This window comes from Bacteroidota bacterium, assembly GCA_016706255.1.
In the GTDB taxonomy this organism is placed as follows: domain Bacteria; phylum Bacteroidota; class Bacteroidia; order Chitinophagales; family BACL12; genus UBA7236.
This window is the reverse complement of the sequence record JADJJZ010000003.1, coordinates 479,966-497,451: the sequence shown is the minus strand read 5'-3', so window position 1 is coordinate 497,451 and position 17,486 is coordinate 479,966. Positions and strand designations below refer to the sequence as shown.

Genomic DNA, 17,486 nt, shown 5'->3' with positions numbered 1-17,486 from the left:
TGGGCTTTTAACGCTTCGGGTCTATCAATTTTTCATCCACTTTTTGTTGCAACCAACCCAGGTCGGCAACTTGTTTCGACTCTTCAATACGTTGTTTTAATTCCAGCAGTTTTGGCTTATCGCGTTTTGTAAGTCGCGAAAGTTTATCGGTATATTTCAAGAAATTATTATATAACACCTTTACATTTTCACTTAGTGTTTTATTTCTGCGCAAATAAACTTTAAATGCCTCAATAGCACTTTGCATCGGATCCCATTCATCCAACTGATAATATATTTTAATTTGCATGGTTCGGGTATCGAGCGCATAAAAAATATCGGTGTATTCTACCTGATTTATTAAACGCAAAGCTTCCCCGTATTGCCCTTTAAAAAACAATAGCGCACCCTGATTATAGCTATATGCGTTACTTCTGAATTTTTCGTTGATGCTCGATTTGTAATCGCGAATAAATTGTTCAGCCCAGTCAAATTCACCAACGCGTAATGCAGTAATAACAAGGTTTTTATAGGTCCACGGCGACAAATCTCCATCAACCAATAACAGTTCTTTTTCGAGTGCTGATTTTGACAGGTCGAAATATTCACGCAGAAACCTTTTTTCGCCTGCATTTATTTTCCGAATCGCATAATTTTGAGCATAAGCATACATATCTCTCGCTTCTGATGCAGGGAATTTTCCGGTATGCTCATCCAGTAGTTTTTTTAATTCTTCAAAGTGAACATCAGTATCCGTATCAATAAATGTCATCAAAATTTGATAATATATTGTAATAGATGGATATTCAGTATAACTATTTTCAGCGAGGTGATCAGATATTTCTTTCAGCAAACGTAATTTATAATCAGTAACTACCAGTTTCTGACGATTAATTAATTCGCAGCTATATTTTAATTTAGTTGAAATATAAAATAAGTCGAGGAAATTAGCTGCTTCCTGCAAACTTGCATCATATGCGCGCTTTTTTTGGCGATCAAAAAATAAATTAACCTCGCTTTGTAATAAATACTCTTTAAAAAAATAGGAGGCATTACGGAAAGGGTTTTTAGTTAGCGTATTTCTGGCTTCTCGTAATGTTTGTTCAAATAATTTATCAGTCCCCCATTTATTATATGTGCTTAACAAATGCACATACCCTTCAATATCTTCTTCAAAATGGTTGTTGTAACGAATATAATTTTCGCAATGTTCAACAATATCGCTCATCATATACCCAATTTTTTTCTCGGTAATAGAAAGCCCGGGAATTCCCTTTACCAGTAGTTTATCCTTGTCGATATTTTTTGAATCAAATTCAGGTGCGTATTTTTTGATGTAGTTATAAAAAACCAACAACTCCTCGTCTTTATTGAAGAAGGGAGAAGCAAGGTAATCGGAAAACCGACTAAGCTCTTTGGTGCTGAAATGCCTGAGCATTTCAATCATTTTACTTTTATACATATTAAAGGGACGGAAAAATACTACTTTTTATCGGAAACCTATCACTTAGGGTGTAAAAATGAGATTCTTGTAATAATTGTAATATATTGATTATCAGCAAATTATAACTATTTTATCACTAAAAGGTGATAAAAATCGCCTAAAAACAGGTCGGAAACTGCGGAAATAATTAAAAAATGTACTTTTTCTATGTAGAAAGAAGCTGTTTCTTTACATTGGAATTATCTAAACAGGCCGATCATGCATTTGAAAAATATACTAAACGGAAAGCAGTTCACCATACTGGTGGCATGGCTCGTGATATTGAGTTGGGGTTCAGTTTTGAGCGGACAAACGGTAACGGTTGTAACAAACGATACTATCCGCTTATGCGAAGGCACAACGGTAATTATTGATTTACTTGCCAATGATGTTGATATTGACCCGGGAGAATCGCTGGAAACAGACATCTTAGCCGGACCAGCAAGTGTGCTTATTGATTATGACGATGATGCATTACCGGAAGGCAGTTATGCCATTTCGATAGATGCGGGTTTTACAGGAACAGACTTTTTGATATACGAAGTATGCGGAGAGGATGATTTATGTGCAACCGGTATTTTAGCCATTATTGTTGCGGGTGAAGCGGGTTGTGTTTGGCCGGGAGATGCAAATGGCGATAGTATTTGTAACTATATCGACTTATTACCAATTGGTATTTATTATGGATTACTTGGTCCCGACCGTGATGATGAGGATGGTGACTGGGATGAAGCTTTTTGTGATGAATGGCCTGAGCCGGTTGGTGTGGTGGCCAATAACCCGAAATTTTCAGATTGTAATGGTGATGGAATAATCAACGATGCTGATACCATTCCTTTATTAAATAATTATGGTTTATTACGCGGGGCGTATGTTCCTGTTGCTTATGAAGGTGGCCCTGATGATGCGGCTATTAGTATTGATTTATTATCAGATACTGTTTACGCCGGTTCAAAAGTTGTGGTGCCAATTAATTTTGGAACGGCAATTTCACCGGCTTCAAATATTTATGGTGCTGCTTTTGAAATTATTTATGATAAAACCATTATAAATAAAGACAGTATCAAAGCCACATTTAATTCCGGTTGGTTAGGCACACCGGGTGAAGATTTAATTTATCTGCAAAGTAATGATACGCTGAATGGCATTTTAAGTGTTTCGGTAACCCGAATCAACCAAATATCCCGCACCGGTTATAATCATTTTGGTGAATTAAGTTTTGTAATGGAAGATAATATTGCCGGAAAAACGGATGATCAGATTGCTGCTGTATTAAGTTTCTGTATTAGCTTACCACAGGTTATTGATCAGCAGGGAAATATTATTCCTGTTCAAACTGTTTGCGATTCTGCGGTTGCAATACAATTTACCAATTCAATAAATAATTATATTAATTCTAATATTCATACATACCCTAATCCTGCTGATGCAATGGTAAAAATTTCGTTACCACAAATAATGGAAGGCAATTTTAATATTCTTAATCAGCTTGGCCAGGTTATCTATTCACAAAAACTATCAGGTAATAGTGCAGAATTAAATACTGAAACTATTGCTTCAGGAAATTATATTATTCAAATAAATACCGATTCCGGTATTTATCACAAACAATTAATTATTCAACATTAAATAAACCGCACAATGAAAAATTTTATTCTTGGTATTTTAATGCTTGCAGGATTAAACATGTTCGCCACAGCCCCTGTGTCGGATTGTAATGCAGCATTTGAATTCAATGTTAGTGGCATGACTGTCAGTTTTACTGATTTTTCAACTGCCGACCCGGGACCAATTTTAGGTTGGACATGGGATTTTGGTGATGGCACAACATCAACAGAGGAAAACCCTGTTCATACTTATGCTGAGCCTGGTGAATACGATGTTTGTTTAACCATTCACGGTGATGGTGGATGTTATGACGATAAATGCGAAAGTAATATTCCGGTTGCTGCTGCAGATTGTTTTGCCAACTACGATTTTGAAGTTGATGGCATGACATTTTTCTTTAATAGTAATACAGAGCCGGGTCCTGGAGATGTAGATTCCTATATGTGGACTTTTGGTGATGGCAGTACTGCTGATGGTGAAAATCCGTCACATACTTACGCTGAACCGGGCGTTTATAATGTTTGTCTTGTTGTTCATTTTGCATCAGGTTGTGTTGCTGAATATTGCAATGAAGTTGTTGTAGAAGGTGTTGGTGGTGATTGTATGGTTACTGCATCAATTGCAGCAGTTGATGGAATGAATTATCATTTTTTAGCAAGTGTTACACCTGATGTAGATATTGTTACGTATACCTGGATTTTTGGTGATGGCACAACATTTACCGAAACAACCGCAGGCACTCCTTCTGACCCATGGCATCTTTTTACAGAACCCGGCGTTTATAATGTTTGTGTTGTAATTGAAACAGGTGCAGGTTGTGTTGACGAATATTGTTTTGAAGTGGTTGTTGAAGGTGCAGGTGGCGATTGCGAGGCAGATTTCGAATGGGATGCTGATGGTTTAACAGTACATTTTATAGAAACTGCTGATGGTGCAGGCGCTGATATCATTTCTTATTATTGGGAATTTGGAGATGGAGGTGTTTCTGATGCAATGAATCCTTTCCATACCTATGATGTTGCAGGCGACTATGAAGTTTGTTTAACAATTGTTACGGCAGATGGTTGCACACATACATTTTGTGATGAAATTACAGTGGAAGAAACTGGAGGACCTTGTGAAGCACATTATCTAGTTGCATCAACTGAATTAACGCCTGATGGCTGGGTTGTACATTTTGAAAATAATTCAACAGCAGGTGGAGATATTGTTTCAACCACATGGTATTTCGGCGATGGCACCGTTGCTGAAACATATGACGCTGAACATATTTATACCGAAAGTGGTGTGTATGCAGTTTGTCTGGTAATTTCTACTGCTGATGGATGTACTGATGAATATTGTTTTGAATTATTTGTTGGTGGCGATGGAGGCGATTGTGAAGCAGGATTTGAATTTGATAAAGAATTATTAACTGTATCATTTATGGAAACTGCAGATGGCGGTGGTTCAGATATTATTTCATATGCCTGGGATTTTGGTGATGGATCCACTTCAACTGATGCAAATCCAACACATACTTTTGATGAAGCAGGAGGTTATTTAGTTTGTTTAACCATTGTAACTGCTGATAGTTGTATTAGTACAATTTGTCATGAATTACATGTTGAAGGTGAAGGTGGTTGCGAAGCAAAATTTGATGTAACTGCTATTAATGAAACTGACTTAGGTTGGGTAATTGTTTTAGATAATAATTCAACCGGTTCCGAATTATACCATTGGTCATTTGGAGATGGTGGTATGTCGGAAGCAGCAAATCCTGACCATTTTTACGATGAAGCCGGAATTTATACTATTTGTTTAACCATTGGTGAAGAAGGAACAGATTGTTTTGATACCAAATGCGAAGAAATATTTATTGGCGGTGGCGATGATTGTGTTGCAACTGCAATGATTGACAGCACTTATGAATGTTCGGATGCATACGAACCGGTATGTGGTTGCGATGGCATCACTTATACAAATTCATGCGAAGCAACTTATTATGGTGGTGTTGTATTTTATTCAGCAGGACCATGCGGTGCAACAACAATACAGGAAGAAACAATATTTGGTAGTGTAATGGTTAGTCCGAATCCGGCACAAAACACAGCTAACATCAGTTACTCCTTGAAATCAACAGCAGATGTAACAATCACTATAATGGATTTAACCGGTAAGGTAATGTTGTTACCAATTACACATCATTCAATTCCGGGAACATTTAGAATTGAATTAAATACCACTGAATTAAATTCAGGTATTTATATCGTTCGATTAAGTTCAAATGGAAATGAATCCATCCAAAAAATGATGATTACGAAATAATTAACCCTTTATTAATTGAGAACGCATAGTTGTAATGACTATGCGTTTTTTATTTATGAAGCTATTATTGAATATTAATTTCCGGAAAAAATAATTGCGGAAGAAGTATAAAAAATTAATCCTGATGGTCGCGCCCTTTAAATTCCCCTTTTTTATACGCATTATCGAGCTCTTCCATTTCTTTTAATTCAGCATCGGTCCAGGGCTTAATAACAACTCCTGTTAAGTTAGGTTTTCCGGCATTTATCCAGGCTGTTAGCCAGAAACTACCTAGTTCAATTATGGCATCACGTAATCTGCGTTCCACCATGTCGTTCATCATGGCATCATATTTTTCAGTATATGCTTTTGAATAAACACGAACAGTTGATGCGCCGCGCGCTTCATAACTATATTTTTGGTCGGTAGGAAATTCAGCATTTAATTTTGCTTCCAGATTTAAAACGCTATCTACCAGCGCATGACTCTCCATAATAATTTCCCACACCTTTGCATTGATATCCGGAATATATTCTGCTTTACCTGTAAGGTAATCAAAATTTTCGCCCAGCAATTCCGGAATTCGTGATTCCCATAATCCGTGAATACCCACCTGATTGGTTAATTGACCATTATAATTTTCGGTACAGTGCAATGGCACATGTGCATCTCCAATATAATGTCCCAAATCTGCTGATGTTTTTAAAATATAATTTACATCCTTTTGTTTAAATGCATCTGTTAAACGAAACATCATTTTTTCGATATACCAGGGTACGATGCCGTGTTCATTTAAACTGTCTTCAGTATATTTTATTACTGCGTCATTCCATTTTTTAGGTAAGCCATCATAAGGTGGCTCGCCATAATGATCAATATCAATGTAGTGACGAGGCGCTTCATCTTTAAACGCATAACGACGCTTGTCGGGGTCAACTGCATGTTCAGTTACGTATTGAATGTATGGCTTGTAAAATCCAAACAAATCTTCCGGCAACGTAAACAGCGCCATATTATTAATGCGCTGGTGCCCCCAAAAACCCCACGGAGCAGGCGCTGCAGCGTACGACATTAATGAAATGGTCAGACAGCAAGTAATAATGATCTTTTTCATTCAAGGAATATTATTACAAGAATACAGAAATTTTAGGAAACGGGGCAGCCCAATTCAGGAAATTTGCAGGGTATTGATAATGCATGAGCAAGCGAAAGCTATTTCCTCATTTGAAATAGTAAGTGGCGGAGCGATGCGCAAACAATCCGGTGCAAATAAAAACCAATCAACCAAAAGCCCGGCTTCAACAAGACTTTTATTTAAAGTCATATTAATTTCCGCCGATTCAAAAACAATAGCGAAAAATAAACCCTGGTTGCGTATCGATTTAATTTTATCGTGAATTAACAAAGATTTAATAAGGTTGGCTTTATGATTACTTTGCTCAATCAAATTATTTTTTTCAATAAATTCAGATGCCGCTAACCCCGCTGCACAACAAACAGGATGTCCGCCAAATGTTGTTAAATGCCCTAAAATCGGATTTTGTGTAAACATGTCCATATGCACTTTTGCAGCCACAAAAGCACCTAAAGGCATACCGCCACCTAGTGCTTTTCCAAGTGTAATTATATCCGGTATTACATTACTATGTTCCCAGGCAAATAATTTCCCCGTGCGTCCAAAACCGGTTTGACATTCGTCAAAAATTAACAATGTTCCTGTTGCATTACATTTTTCACGAATTGCTTCGAGATAATTTGCCTCCGGTAAAATAATGCCCGCCTCGGCTTGTATAGGTTCAATTAATACTGCTGCAGTATTTTCAGTAATTAATTCAAGTTGGTCAAAATCATTATAATTTAAAATAGTATTATCAGGTATCAATGGGCGAAATACATTTTTTCTTTCTTCATTATTCCCGGCGCTTAATGCACCCATAGTACTACCATGATAGGAATTGTGAAAAGAAATAATTTCCGGTCTCCCGGTAACTCGTTTTGCTAATTTAAGTGCCCCTTCAACAGCCTCAGAACCTGAGTTAACAAAATATACCGAATTAAGTGGCGCAGGTAAATGATTGGAAATCCATTTAGCATATTTTACCTGCGGGCTTTCAATAAATTCGCCATATACCATCACGTGCATATACTTTTCAACCTGATTGTAAATTGCAGTTTTAACTTCAGCATTATTATGCCCTACATTACTTACTGAAATTCCTGAAATTAAATCGAGGTATTTTTTTCCGTTAGCATCAAACAACCAACAACCATCAGCATGTTCTATTTCGAGCATGAGTGGCGACTGACTGGTTTGAGCAATGTGTTGTAAAAATTGTTGACGGTGCATTGAATTAGCAAATTAGCTGATTAGCAAATTAGCAAATGTTGGATAACTGCTAAGTTGCTTATTTTAGTTTTGTTTGAGAAATTTATTTTTATTGCTTGATAAAGCACAATTAGTTTCTATGGGATTCTACAAATTTATTAGCAAATTAGCTGATTAGCAAATTAGCAGATGTTGGATAAGTGCCAGGTTGCTCATTTTTGTTTGTTTGAAATATTTATTTTTATTGCATGATAAAATCTCAATTAGTTTCCTCATGTAAATGATTCGACAAACCCCATTAGCTAATCAGCTAATTGCTAAGCCCAAACCTTGGTTCCTTCTGTGCAATTTTTACAAATATCAATTTCACTTCTTGATTTGAGCAATGCTGCCCTGAAATTTTTGTATTTACCATCCTGCCATAGTTGTTTAAACGACATTTCTTTTAAATCGCCGAGGCGGTGGTCAGCATCTTTATCGAAACAACATGGTACAACAGCACCATCCCAGGTAATTACACATGAATGCCATAATTTCCAGCAATGATTTAGCATTTTATTTTTGATGGTATATTTTCCGTCATCCTGTTTAGCATAACGGGAATAATAATCTATTGTTGGAATTAAATTACTGCCATTTTCGTAATCATAAATTTGTGCAGTTTTAAAAGCAACTTCATCTACCCCAATTTCTTTACCCAGTTTTTTTACATCTTCAATTTGATGTTCGTTTGGTTTAACTACAAGGAACTGAAAAATAACAAACGGGGTTTTACTTTTCATTTCTTTTTTCCATTTAACAATATTTCTGGCCCCTTCCAGCACTTTTTCCAGGTTACCACCTACACGATATTGCTGATAAACATCTTGTGTTGTGCCATCGATAGAAATTATTAATCTGTCTAAACCACTTTCTATTGTTTTTTTTGCCATTTCATCAGTCAGATAATGTGCATTTGTTGAAGTGGCAGTGTATATTTTTTTTCGGTTAGCATATTTCACCATATCTAAAAAATCGGGATTTAAATATGGTTCACCCTGAAAGTAAAAAATAAGATAGGTTAAATCTTTACCCAGCTCATCCATTGTTTCCTTAAAAAAATCTTTTTTGAGCATTCCGGTTGGTCGGGTAAATGCGCGCAAACCACTCGGACATTCCGGGCAACGCAAATTACAGGAAGTGGTGGGTTCAAAAGAAAGCGAAATTGGTAGGCCCCACTGAACCGGCTTTTTAACTATTTTGCTGTAATAATAAGATGATACCACTTTACTCATATTCCACAACCGTCGGGGCGTCATTTTTGATGCATAGTTGAGGGAATCTGTAAAACTAAATGGCATAATAATATTATTTATTGGATGAAGGTCCTTTCAGATTATCTTCAAAACCTTCTAAAGAGTGAAAATAGTTCAGTTCAATTGAACATTTTCTTTTATCGTCGCTGCTCACATCATAACAAAATTCAAGAATTTCGTTAAAAACGGAAGGGATGCGATAACTGCGTTTAATTGTGCTGCGTTCTTTATCGCCATCGTACCAAAACATTTGGAGCGTTTGACAATAATTACATTTTATCGGATAATTGGGTTGTGCCAGTAATTCATCGTTAAATTGTTTCATATAAGCCATTAAAATTTTAAATTCTTCAGGGCTTACGCTGAAGCAATATGTACTAGAATCCAAACTACTTAACATGAGTTGAAAGGATGAACTTTTTTCTGTGATATGAAAAGAAACCACATTAAAACTGCCATCAAAAAACATAAAATCAATAAAACGCTCATTGTATGAACGGAAAGTTATAGGCGGACCGATAATTGTATCTGTTCCAATAATAGTGAGACTGTCGTTACCTGAAACTACATTAGTATCTACCCCAAGTGTTGAACTTTGAGCATAAATTTTATTAGTAAATAAAAGTGCAGTAAATAAAAATATTACGATACGGAATTTCATGTAATTAAAGCTGTTCAAATTGTTTTAAAAAACGTAAATCATTTTCAGTAAATAACCTGATATCATTAATTTTATATTTTAATATCGCCATTCTTTCCAATCCGAATCCAAATGCGAATCCGGTATATTTTTCAGAATCGATACCACAATTTTCGAGCACAACGGGATCAACCATACCGCATCCGCCAATTTCAACCCATCCGGTATGTTTACAAATTGCACAACCATTGCCGCCACAAACAAAGCAACTCACATCCATTTCTGCACTGGGCTCTGTAAATGGAAAATAACTTGGACGTAAACGAATTTTTGTTTGCGCTCCGTATAATTCCTGTGCGAGATAAAGCAAAGTTTGTTTCATATCGGCAAAGGTTACCCCTTCATCGATATATAATAATTCTATTTGATGAAAAGTACAATGCGCTCTTGCTGAAATGGTTTCATTTCTATAAGTACGACCCAAAGCAACAATTCGAACCGGTGGTTGTTTTCGTGCTTTCGACAATGCTTCCATAACACGAATTTGCACATTGGAAGTATGTGTTCGTAACAAAATAGCAGGATTTGTTTGCACATAAAATGTATCCTGCATATCTCTTGCCGGGTGGTCTTCAGGCATACCTAAAGCGGTGAAATTATGCCAGTCGTCTTCAATTTCCGGTCCGTCGATTGCGGTGTAACCGATACGGGTAAATATGGACATCAGCTCATCCTTCATTAAGGTAATTGGATGTCGCGCACCTGGCGCAGTGGTATTTGCAGGCATACTCATATCAATAGTATCTGCAATTACAGCTGTATTGTTTTTATAAAGTGCTTCGAGCTCCGTAAATCGGGTTTCTGCCTGTTGTTTTAATTCATTTACTTTTTGGCCGAATTCTTTTTTTCGTTCATTCGGAACATTTTTGATTTCTGCAAAAATGTCTTTCAAAACATTTTTTGTTCCAAGAAATTTAATTCTGAATTGTTCCAGTTCAGCAGCATTCGTAACAACAAAAGCCTGTACATCTGCTTTTAGCGCTTCGATAGTGCTGAATTGATCCTGTAAGCCTTCCATGCGAGCAAATTTACAAAAAGTAAGGCATGGATTAAGTATTACGATGTACCCATCAATATTGTAAAACAAAAAGCGGCTGCCTCAACGAGACAACCGCTTTTTATATGATTTATGATTTTAATTATTCAACCACAAATTTTTCAGAGTAGCTTGATTTACCATTGCTGATAACAACGAAGTAGAAGCCGGCTTCTAACTGATCGATATTAACATCAATCATGTTTTCGCCTGAAGTTACAGCAGCAGTTGAAGTTCCAACCTGACGGCCAAGAATATCAACTAAAGTGATTGTAACATTCATATCTTCCTGAACGCTGAAGTAATCAACTGTAACCATTTCACCTGAAGCAGGGTTAGGGAATACACCAAGAATTGAGTTATTCCATTCTTCATCAACGGTAGCAAATGTGCCATCATCTTTCCAGTTAGCAGAACGAACTGAAATTAATAAATCATAGCAATCGCTTGCGTTAAACGCACCTGACCAACCGTAAACCTGAACATAACGTGTTCCAGTAGCAGTTGTATTCCAGATAATTTGTTCGTCAGCAGTTCCACCATTTTCAGAAACACCTTTTTGAGCAACAGACTGGTTGTATAATTTAACATCGTAGTCGGCTGGTAAAGAGGTAACGTTTACTTTTATTTTAGTATTAGCACCTGTAGTAGTGAATTTAAACCAATCTACATCGGTAGAGCTGGCAATTAATTCCTGGTAAGTTGTACCAGTAGATAATGTTACAGCAGTTCCTGAAGTATTGTTTGGTTCGTAGTTGTCAACGCAAGTTGCACCACCACCAGTAGTAGTAAATGTAGTAGAAGAAGTGTAAGCACTAGTAGCACCTGCAGCACAAACAGTTTGAACTTGCCATTCGTAAGCAGTACCTGCAGTTAAGCCGGTAACAGCTTTAGAAGTTGTAGCTGAAGTTGTTGTAGTCCAAGTTGCAGCAGCAGTAGCTTTATAACGAACGTTATAGCTAGTAGCGCCAGCAGCAGCAGTCCAGTTGAAAGTAGCTGTTGTAGTACCGATTGAAGTTGTTGTCATTCCGGTTGGAACAGCACAAGTAACTCCACCGCCACCTGCGCAGCCATTAGAAGTTGTAAGACTTACTCTGGCACCACCCGCAGCAAATAATGCCTGAGCGCGAGCTTTTTGACCAGCAGTAAATAAGTTCATACAGCCATCATCAGTATAATCCATGTAGTTTTGATACATGTCACCGTTAGGACCGTTAGAGCAAGAAATACGAATAGTTCCGTTAGGGCAACCATAAGTTTCGTCAGCCTGATTAGGAGTATCACCTACAGCATCAGATCCGCCGCAACCGGTACCATCATCACCCCAAATATGGAATAAGTTTAACCAGTGACCAACTTCGTGAGTTGCAGTTCTACCTAAATCGTAAGGAGCAGCAGCAGCGCCACCACCTGTTCCGAAATAAACGTAGTCGATAGCAACACCATCAGTAGCAGCAGCACCACCAGGGAACTGAGCATAACCTAATAAACCACCACTTAAGTCACAAACCCATAAGTTCAGATATTTATTTCTGTCCCATGCAGTATGTCCGTAAGTAGCAAATTTCATATCATCAGCAGTGCTGAATGAAGTTTTAGTTGTGCTGGTTCTAGTGATACCTGTAGTTGGGTTACCACTTGGGTCAACAGTAGCTAAACAGAAATTGATTTCACAGTCAGCAGCAACTCCTGTAAAATAAGCAGGTGTTTCACCAACGTCAGCATTTAAGCGACGGAAATCTTTGTTTAAAACGTCAATTTGTTCAAAAACACGAGCATCAGCAATGTTTTCTGCTGCTACGTTGTAAATAATGTGTACAACAACCGGAATGGTAACAACAGCTCTTTCGCCGGTGTTAGCTTCAGTTGCAATGTAGTTTTGAGTAAATTCCTCAATAGCTGCTCTATTGATTTCATACATTGGATCTTCAGCTCTTAAACGAGCATCTACGTCCATTGTTGAACAGCTACGCTGTGGCGCCTGCGCCATCACTAAACCTCCCAACATAAATGAGAAAGCTGTGAAAAGTAACGATTTTTTCAACATTTGAAATTAAAATTAAGGGTTAATTAATGATTAAATTGGTTAACTAATTTTTGATTATGTGGCGTTTCAATGTAACAAGTTACGGAAGATAAAACAAGAACTGTATTGTGTAGATGCCCCACCCCCCATAAAAGTTGCGTAAAATTAGCGGATTTTTGCAATTTCCATAAATTTCCTTACAAAATTCTAAGCACAGGGTATGTTGGCTGTCACGTAATAAGGGTTTTCAGCACAAAATTATGTCATAATAATGTCTAAAATGCTGATTATCAAGATGTAAGTCCTAAAAGAAAATTATTTTTGACTGTCATGGAACACCTATTTTTTAGCCGTTTACCATCTTTGCAAGGTATTGATTTTCGCAAGATACTTTATTGAAGAAAATTCAAAGAATTGAGCTTATTTATGCTGATTTTGTAATTCTTTTGAACTCATCTGTTTGGTAAAACCTTGTTGATGTAAATTTGCGCGTGGAAAATATTTTGAGGAACATTCTGGCAAAACGCATCATGGTGCTCGATGGAGCAATGGGAAGCATGATTCAGCAGTATAAACTTAGTGAAGCTGAGTTCAGAGGAGAACGTTTTAAGGACCATCCACATGATTTGAGGGGCAATAATGACTTGTTGTCACTTACCCAGCCGCAAATTATTAAGGCCATTCATGAGCAATATCTTGAAGCAGGAGCCGATATTATTGAAACCAACACTTTTAGTGGAACAGCAATAGCCCAGGCAGATTATGGTTTGGAGCACCTGGCTTATGAACTCAATTTAGTTTCAGCACAACTTGCTAAAGCTGCTGCTGCAGAATATACAGTTAAAAATCCGGATAAACCCCGTTTTGTGGCAGGTGCACTTGGGCCAACCAATAAAACGCTGAGTTTGTCTCCCGACGTTAATAATCCCGGTTATCGCACCGTTACTTTTGATGAGATGGCAGATGCATATTATGAAGAAGCCAGGGGTTTGATGGATGGTGGTGCAGACATTTTATTGATAGAAACCATTTTTGATACACTTAATGCCAAGGCAGCAATTTTCGCGATAGATAAATTATTTACGGAAACAGGTAAAAAATTACCGGTTATGGTTTCCGGCACAATAACCGATGCCAGTGGCAGAACGTTGAGTGGACAAACAGTTGAAGCATTTCTCGTTTCAATTAGTCATTTACCATTATTAAGTATCGGCTTAAATTGTGCTTTAGGTGCTAAACAATTAAAAGAATATATTCAGACACTTTCTGTTAACACCGATTTATTTGTTTCTGCATATCCAAATGCAGGTTTACCAAATGCATTTGGCGAATATGATGAAACACCTGAAAGTAATGGTAATGATGTTGAAGTTTATTTAAAAAATGGATGGGTAAATATTATTGGCGGCTGCTGCGGAACTACACCTGCGCACATTGCCTATATCAGTAAAATAGCATCGAAATATCCGCCACGTATACCACAGGTATTACCAAAATTACCTGCCTTTGCAGGGTTAGAAAAATTTGAATTATTTGAAGGAAGTAATTTCGTTAATGTTGGAGAACGAACAAATATTACTGGAAGTAAACAATTTAAACGATTAATTACTGAGGAAAAATATGATGATGCATTAATTGTTGCACGACAGCAGGTTGAAAATGGCGCCCAGGTTATTGATGTGAACATGGATGAAGGTATGATTGATTCAGTTCATGCAATGATAACTTTTTTAAATTTAATTGCTGCTGAACCCGATATTTCGCGCGTGCCTGTGATGATTGATTCAAGTAAGTGGGAAGTAATTGAAGCCGGATTAAAATGTTTGCAGGGAAAAAGCATTGTCAATTCCATTTCACTTAAAGAAGGTGAATCTAAATTTAAAGAACATGCACACAAGGCTAAACAATTAGGCGCCGCTGTAATAGTTATGGCGTTTGATGAAGAAGGTCAGGCAACAACATTTGAAAAACGCATTGAAATTTGTGAACGCGCTTACAAAATATTAGTAAATGAATTACATTTTGCGCCAACAGATATTATTTTCGATCCAAATATTTTAACGATAGGTACAGGGATAGAAGAGCACAATAATTATGCTGTTGATTTTATTAATGCCACAAAATGGATTAAAGCAAATTTACCAGGCGCATTAGTTAGTGGTGGAGTAAGTAATATTTCATTCGCATTTCAGGGAAATAATACGGTTCGCGAAGCCATGCATGCCGCATTTTTATATCATGCCATAAAAGCCGGAATGGACATGGGAATTGTAAATGCGGGCATGATTGATATTTATGAAAATATCGATAAAGATTTATTAATAAAAATTGAAGATGTAATTTTTAACCGCAATGAAAATGCAACTGAAAATCTCGTAGCATTTGCAGAAACATTAAAGAAAAAAGATAAAACAGCAATTGTTACCGATGAATGGCGAAATAATACAGTAGAAGCAAGATTGAGTTATGCATTGGTGAAAGGAATTACTGATTTTATAGATACAGATATTGAAGAAGCCAGAGTAAAATATGCAAAACCGCTTGATGTAATTGAAGGTCCTTTAATGGCCGGAATGAATGTGGTAGGCGATTTATTTGGCAGCGGAAAAATGTTTTTACCGCAGGTAGTTAAAAGTGCCCGCGTAATGAAAAAAGCAGTTGCTTATTTACAACCTTTTATTGAAAAAGAAAAAACACTTAGCGGAAATACTGATGGCAGACCAAAGGTATTGATGGCAACAGTAAAAGGTGATGTACACGACATTGGTAAAAATATTGTTGGTGTGGTATTAGCCTGCAACAATTATGAAATAATTGATTTAGGGGTGATGGTAAATGCAGAGAAGATTTTAAATACTGCAATAAGTGAGAAGGTAGATATAATTGGCTTAAGCGGATTAATTACGCCTTCTCTTGATGAAATGGTTTATGTGGCATCTGAAATGGAAAAAAGAAATTTCACCATTCCGTTATTAATAGGTGGTGCAACTACATCCCGCACGCATACAGCAGTTAAAATTGCACCTGCATATAATCAGCCTGTAATTCATGTTACCGATGCATCGCGCAGTGTTACCATTGCAGGAAAATTGTTGAATCATGAAAAGACAGCATTTGTTCAGGAAATAAAAGATGAATATGCCATCTTAAATCAAAACCACAAATCAAAACAATCTTTTAAAGGATTTTTGAGTTTGGCAGATGCTCGTAAAAACAAAATTCAATTAAAAGATACTGAGTATAATCCTGTAACACCAAGTTTTACCGGAATTAAAACATTTGATGATTATCCTATTGCAGAGTTAGTAAAATATATCGACTGGACACCATTTTTTCAAACATGGGAATTACATGGAAAATATCCTGCTATTTTGGAAGATGAACTTATAGGTGAAGCAGCACAAAAATTATTTGAAGATGCACAGGTTTTACTTGATAAAATAGTTGCAGAAAAATGGCTCACAGCAAAAGCAGTAGTGGGAATTTTCAAAGCGCGTTCAGTTGAAGATGACATTGAGTTGTTGGATGATAACAATAAAGTGATTTGCACATTACATCATATTCGACAGCAAAATAAAAAGGTTGACGGTCAGGCTAATTATTGCCTGAGCGATTTTATTTTACCTGAAACATCGGGGAAAACAGATTATTTAGGTGCATTTGCGGTAAGTGCCGGGTTTAATATTGAGGGTAAAGTTGCAGCATTTGAAGCACAACATGATGACTATAACAGCATTTTATTAAAAGCACTTGCCGACAGGTTAGCAGAAGCATTTGCAGAACGTATGCACGAATTAATGCGCAAAGAATTATGGGGTTATTCCAAAGATGAAAACAACTCAACTGAGCAACTCATCAGTGAAAATTATGTGGGTATAAGACCTGCGCCCGGTTATCCAGCATGCCCTGATCATACCGAAAAAATTACCTTATTTAATTTACTTAAGGTAACAGAAAATATTGGCATTCAGCTTACCGACAGTATGGCTATGTATCCTGCAGCTAGTGTTAGTGGTTGGTACTTTGCACATCCGGAAGCAAAATATTTCGGAACGGGTAAAATAGGTAAAGACCAGGTGCTTGATTTAGCCAAACGAAAAAACATGTCACCTGAAGTAATGGAAAAATGGTTGAGCAGTAATATTAATTACTAATAAATTGTGCTGATTAACTCAGCTAATTTATCTGCCCACAAACCATACATTTTACCAGAAGGATGTAATCCATCATAGGCAATTAAATCTGATTGACTTTCAGCTTTTCTGGAAATTGGAGTAATATCAATATAATTGACATGGTATTTATTGGCGATGCGCTTATTAATAGTATTAAAGTTATCGATATCAGCTGCAATCTGTCCGGGCGTTTGTTTTGCATTTGCGGCAAAGGGAGTTACATCGTAATCAGGTATATTTAATACAAAAACATGTGCGGGTTTATTATTTGCAAATTGTATGGCCGTTTTTAATAATTGTTCAAAATCTGTTGCATAACCGGTTGTGTCATATCCGCGAAACTGGTCGTTCACGCCAATCAGCAAAGTGACAACATCAAAAGTTGTTTTGATATTTTTTTGATTAATTGCCTTATTCAGTTCATCACATGTCCATCCGGTGCGGGCGATAATTTCCGGTGCATTAAAACTGTTTGATTTATCAGCAAGTTTGGAAACGGTTTGCTCCGGGAAACGTTCTGAGGTTTCTACGGACTGACCAATCGTGTAACTATCACCAAGGCATAACATGGT

11 protein-coding genes are annotated in these 17,486 nt (G+C 36.9%); 3 read left to right on the top strand and 8 right to left on the bottom strand.

Translation table 11 applies throughout. The features are described from left to right. Positions 1-7 precede the first annotated feature (7 nt). Entirely contained in the window at positions 8-1,441 is a 1,434-nt protein-coding gene (locus IPI65_03875; protein ID MBK7440684.1) for a hypothetical protein, read from the bottom strand. 240 nt (positions 1,442-1,681) lie between these two features. On the opposite strand from IPI65_03875, the gene IPI65_03870 reads away from it, so the two are divergent. Further along, a complete protein-coding gene (locus tag IPI65_03870; protein MBK7440683.1) occupies positions 1,682-3,091 on the top strand; it encodes a T9SS type A sorting domain-containing protein in 1,410 nt (469 codons plus the stop codon). Positions 3,092-3,103: 12 nt separating this feature from the next. Then, the gene (locus IPI65_03865; protein ID MBK7440682.1) at positions 3,104-5,377 is read left to right on the top strand and encodes a PKD domain-containing protein; all 2,274 of its coding nucleotides are present in this window, start codon (positions 3,104-3,106) and stop codon (positions 5,375-5,377) included. A 115-nt stretch (positions 5,378-5,492) separates the two neighbouring features. Here the strand turns inward: IPI65_03865 and IPI65_03860 are convergent, their stop codons facing one another. From IPI65_03860 to IPI65_03835, 6 genes are all read right to left on the bottom strand, one after another. Then, on the bottom strand, positions 5,493-6,470 hold the full coding sequence (locus IPI65_03860) for a S1/P1 Nuclease (GenBank protein ID MBK7440681.1): 978 nt from the start codon (positions 6,468-6,470) through the stop codon (positions 5,493-5,495). A 54-nt stretch (positions 6,471-6,524) separates the two neighbouring features. Further along, positions 6,525-7,703 carry an aspartate aminotransferase family protein gene (locus IPI65_03855; protein ID MBK7440680.1) on the bottom strand — a complete coding sequence of 393 codons (1,179 nt, stop codon included), beginning with the start codon at positions 7,701-7,703 and terminating at the stop codon, positions 6,525-6,527. Positions 7,704-7,999: 296 nt separating this feature from the next. Continuing rightward, positions 8,000-9,022, bottom strand: a complete 1,023-nt coding sequence (locus IPI65_03850) for an SPASM domain-containing protein (GenBank protein MBK7440679.1) — start codon at positions 9,020-9,022, stop codon at positions 8,000-8,002. Between the two features lie 7 nt (positions 9,023-9,029). Beyond that, complete coding sequence (locus tag IPI65_03845) at positions 9,030-9,638, bottom strand: hypothetical protein (GenBank protein ID MBK7440678.1); 609 nt, start codon at positions 9,636-9,638, stop codon at positions 9,030-9,032. 4 nt (positions 9,639-9,642) lie between these two features. Next, entirely contained in the window at positions 9,643-10,695 is a 1,053-nt protein-coding gene (gene pheS, locus IPI65_03840) for a phenylalanine--tRNA ligase subunit alpha (protein ID MBK7440677.1), read from the bottom strand. Between the two features lie 121 nt (positions 10,696-10,816). Continuing rightward, positions 10,817-12,760, bottom strand: a complete 1,944-nt coding sequence (locus tag IPI65_03835) for a T9SS type A sorting domain-containing protein (protein MBK7440676.1) — start codon at positions 12,758-12,760, stop codon at positions 10,817-10,819. A 470-nt stretch (positions 12,761-13,230) separates the two neighbouring features. Here IPI65_03835 and metH point away from each other — a divergent pair, with 470 nt between their 5' ends. Next, complete coding sequence (gene metH, locus IPI65_03830; protein ID MBK7440675.1) at positions 13,231-16,893, top strand: methionine synthase; 3,663 nt, start codon at positions 13,231-13,233, stop codon at positions 16,891-16,893. Here the strand turns inward: metH and IPI65_03825 are convergent. Next, complete coding sequence (locus IPI65_03825) at positions 16,890-17,483, bottom strand: SGNH/GDSL hydrolase family protein (protein ID MBK7440674.1); 594 nt, start codon at positions 17,481-17,483, stop codon at positions 16,890-16,892. The genes metH and IPI65_03825 overlap by 4 nt on opposite strands. Between the last annotated feature and the right edge of the window lie 3 nt (positions 17,484-17,486).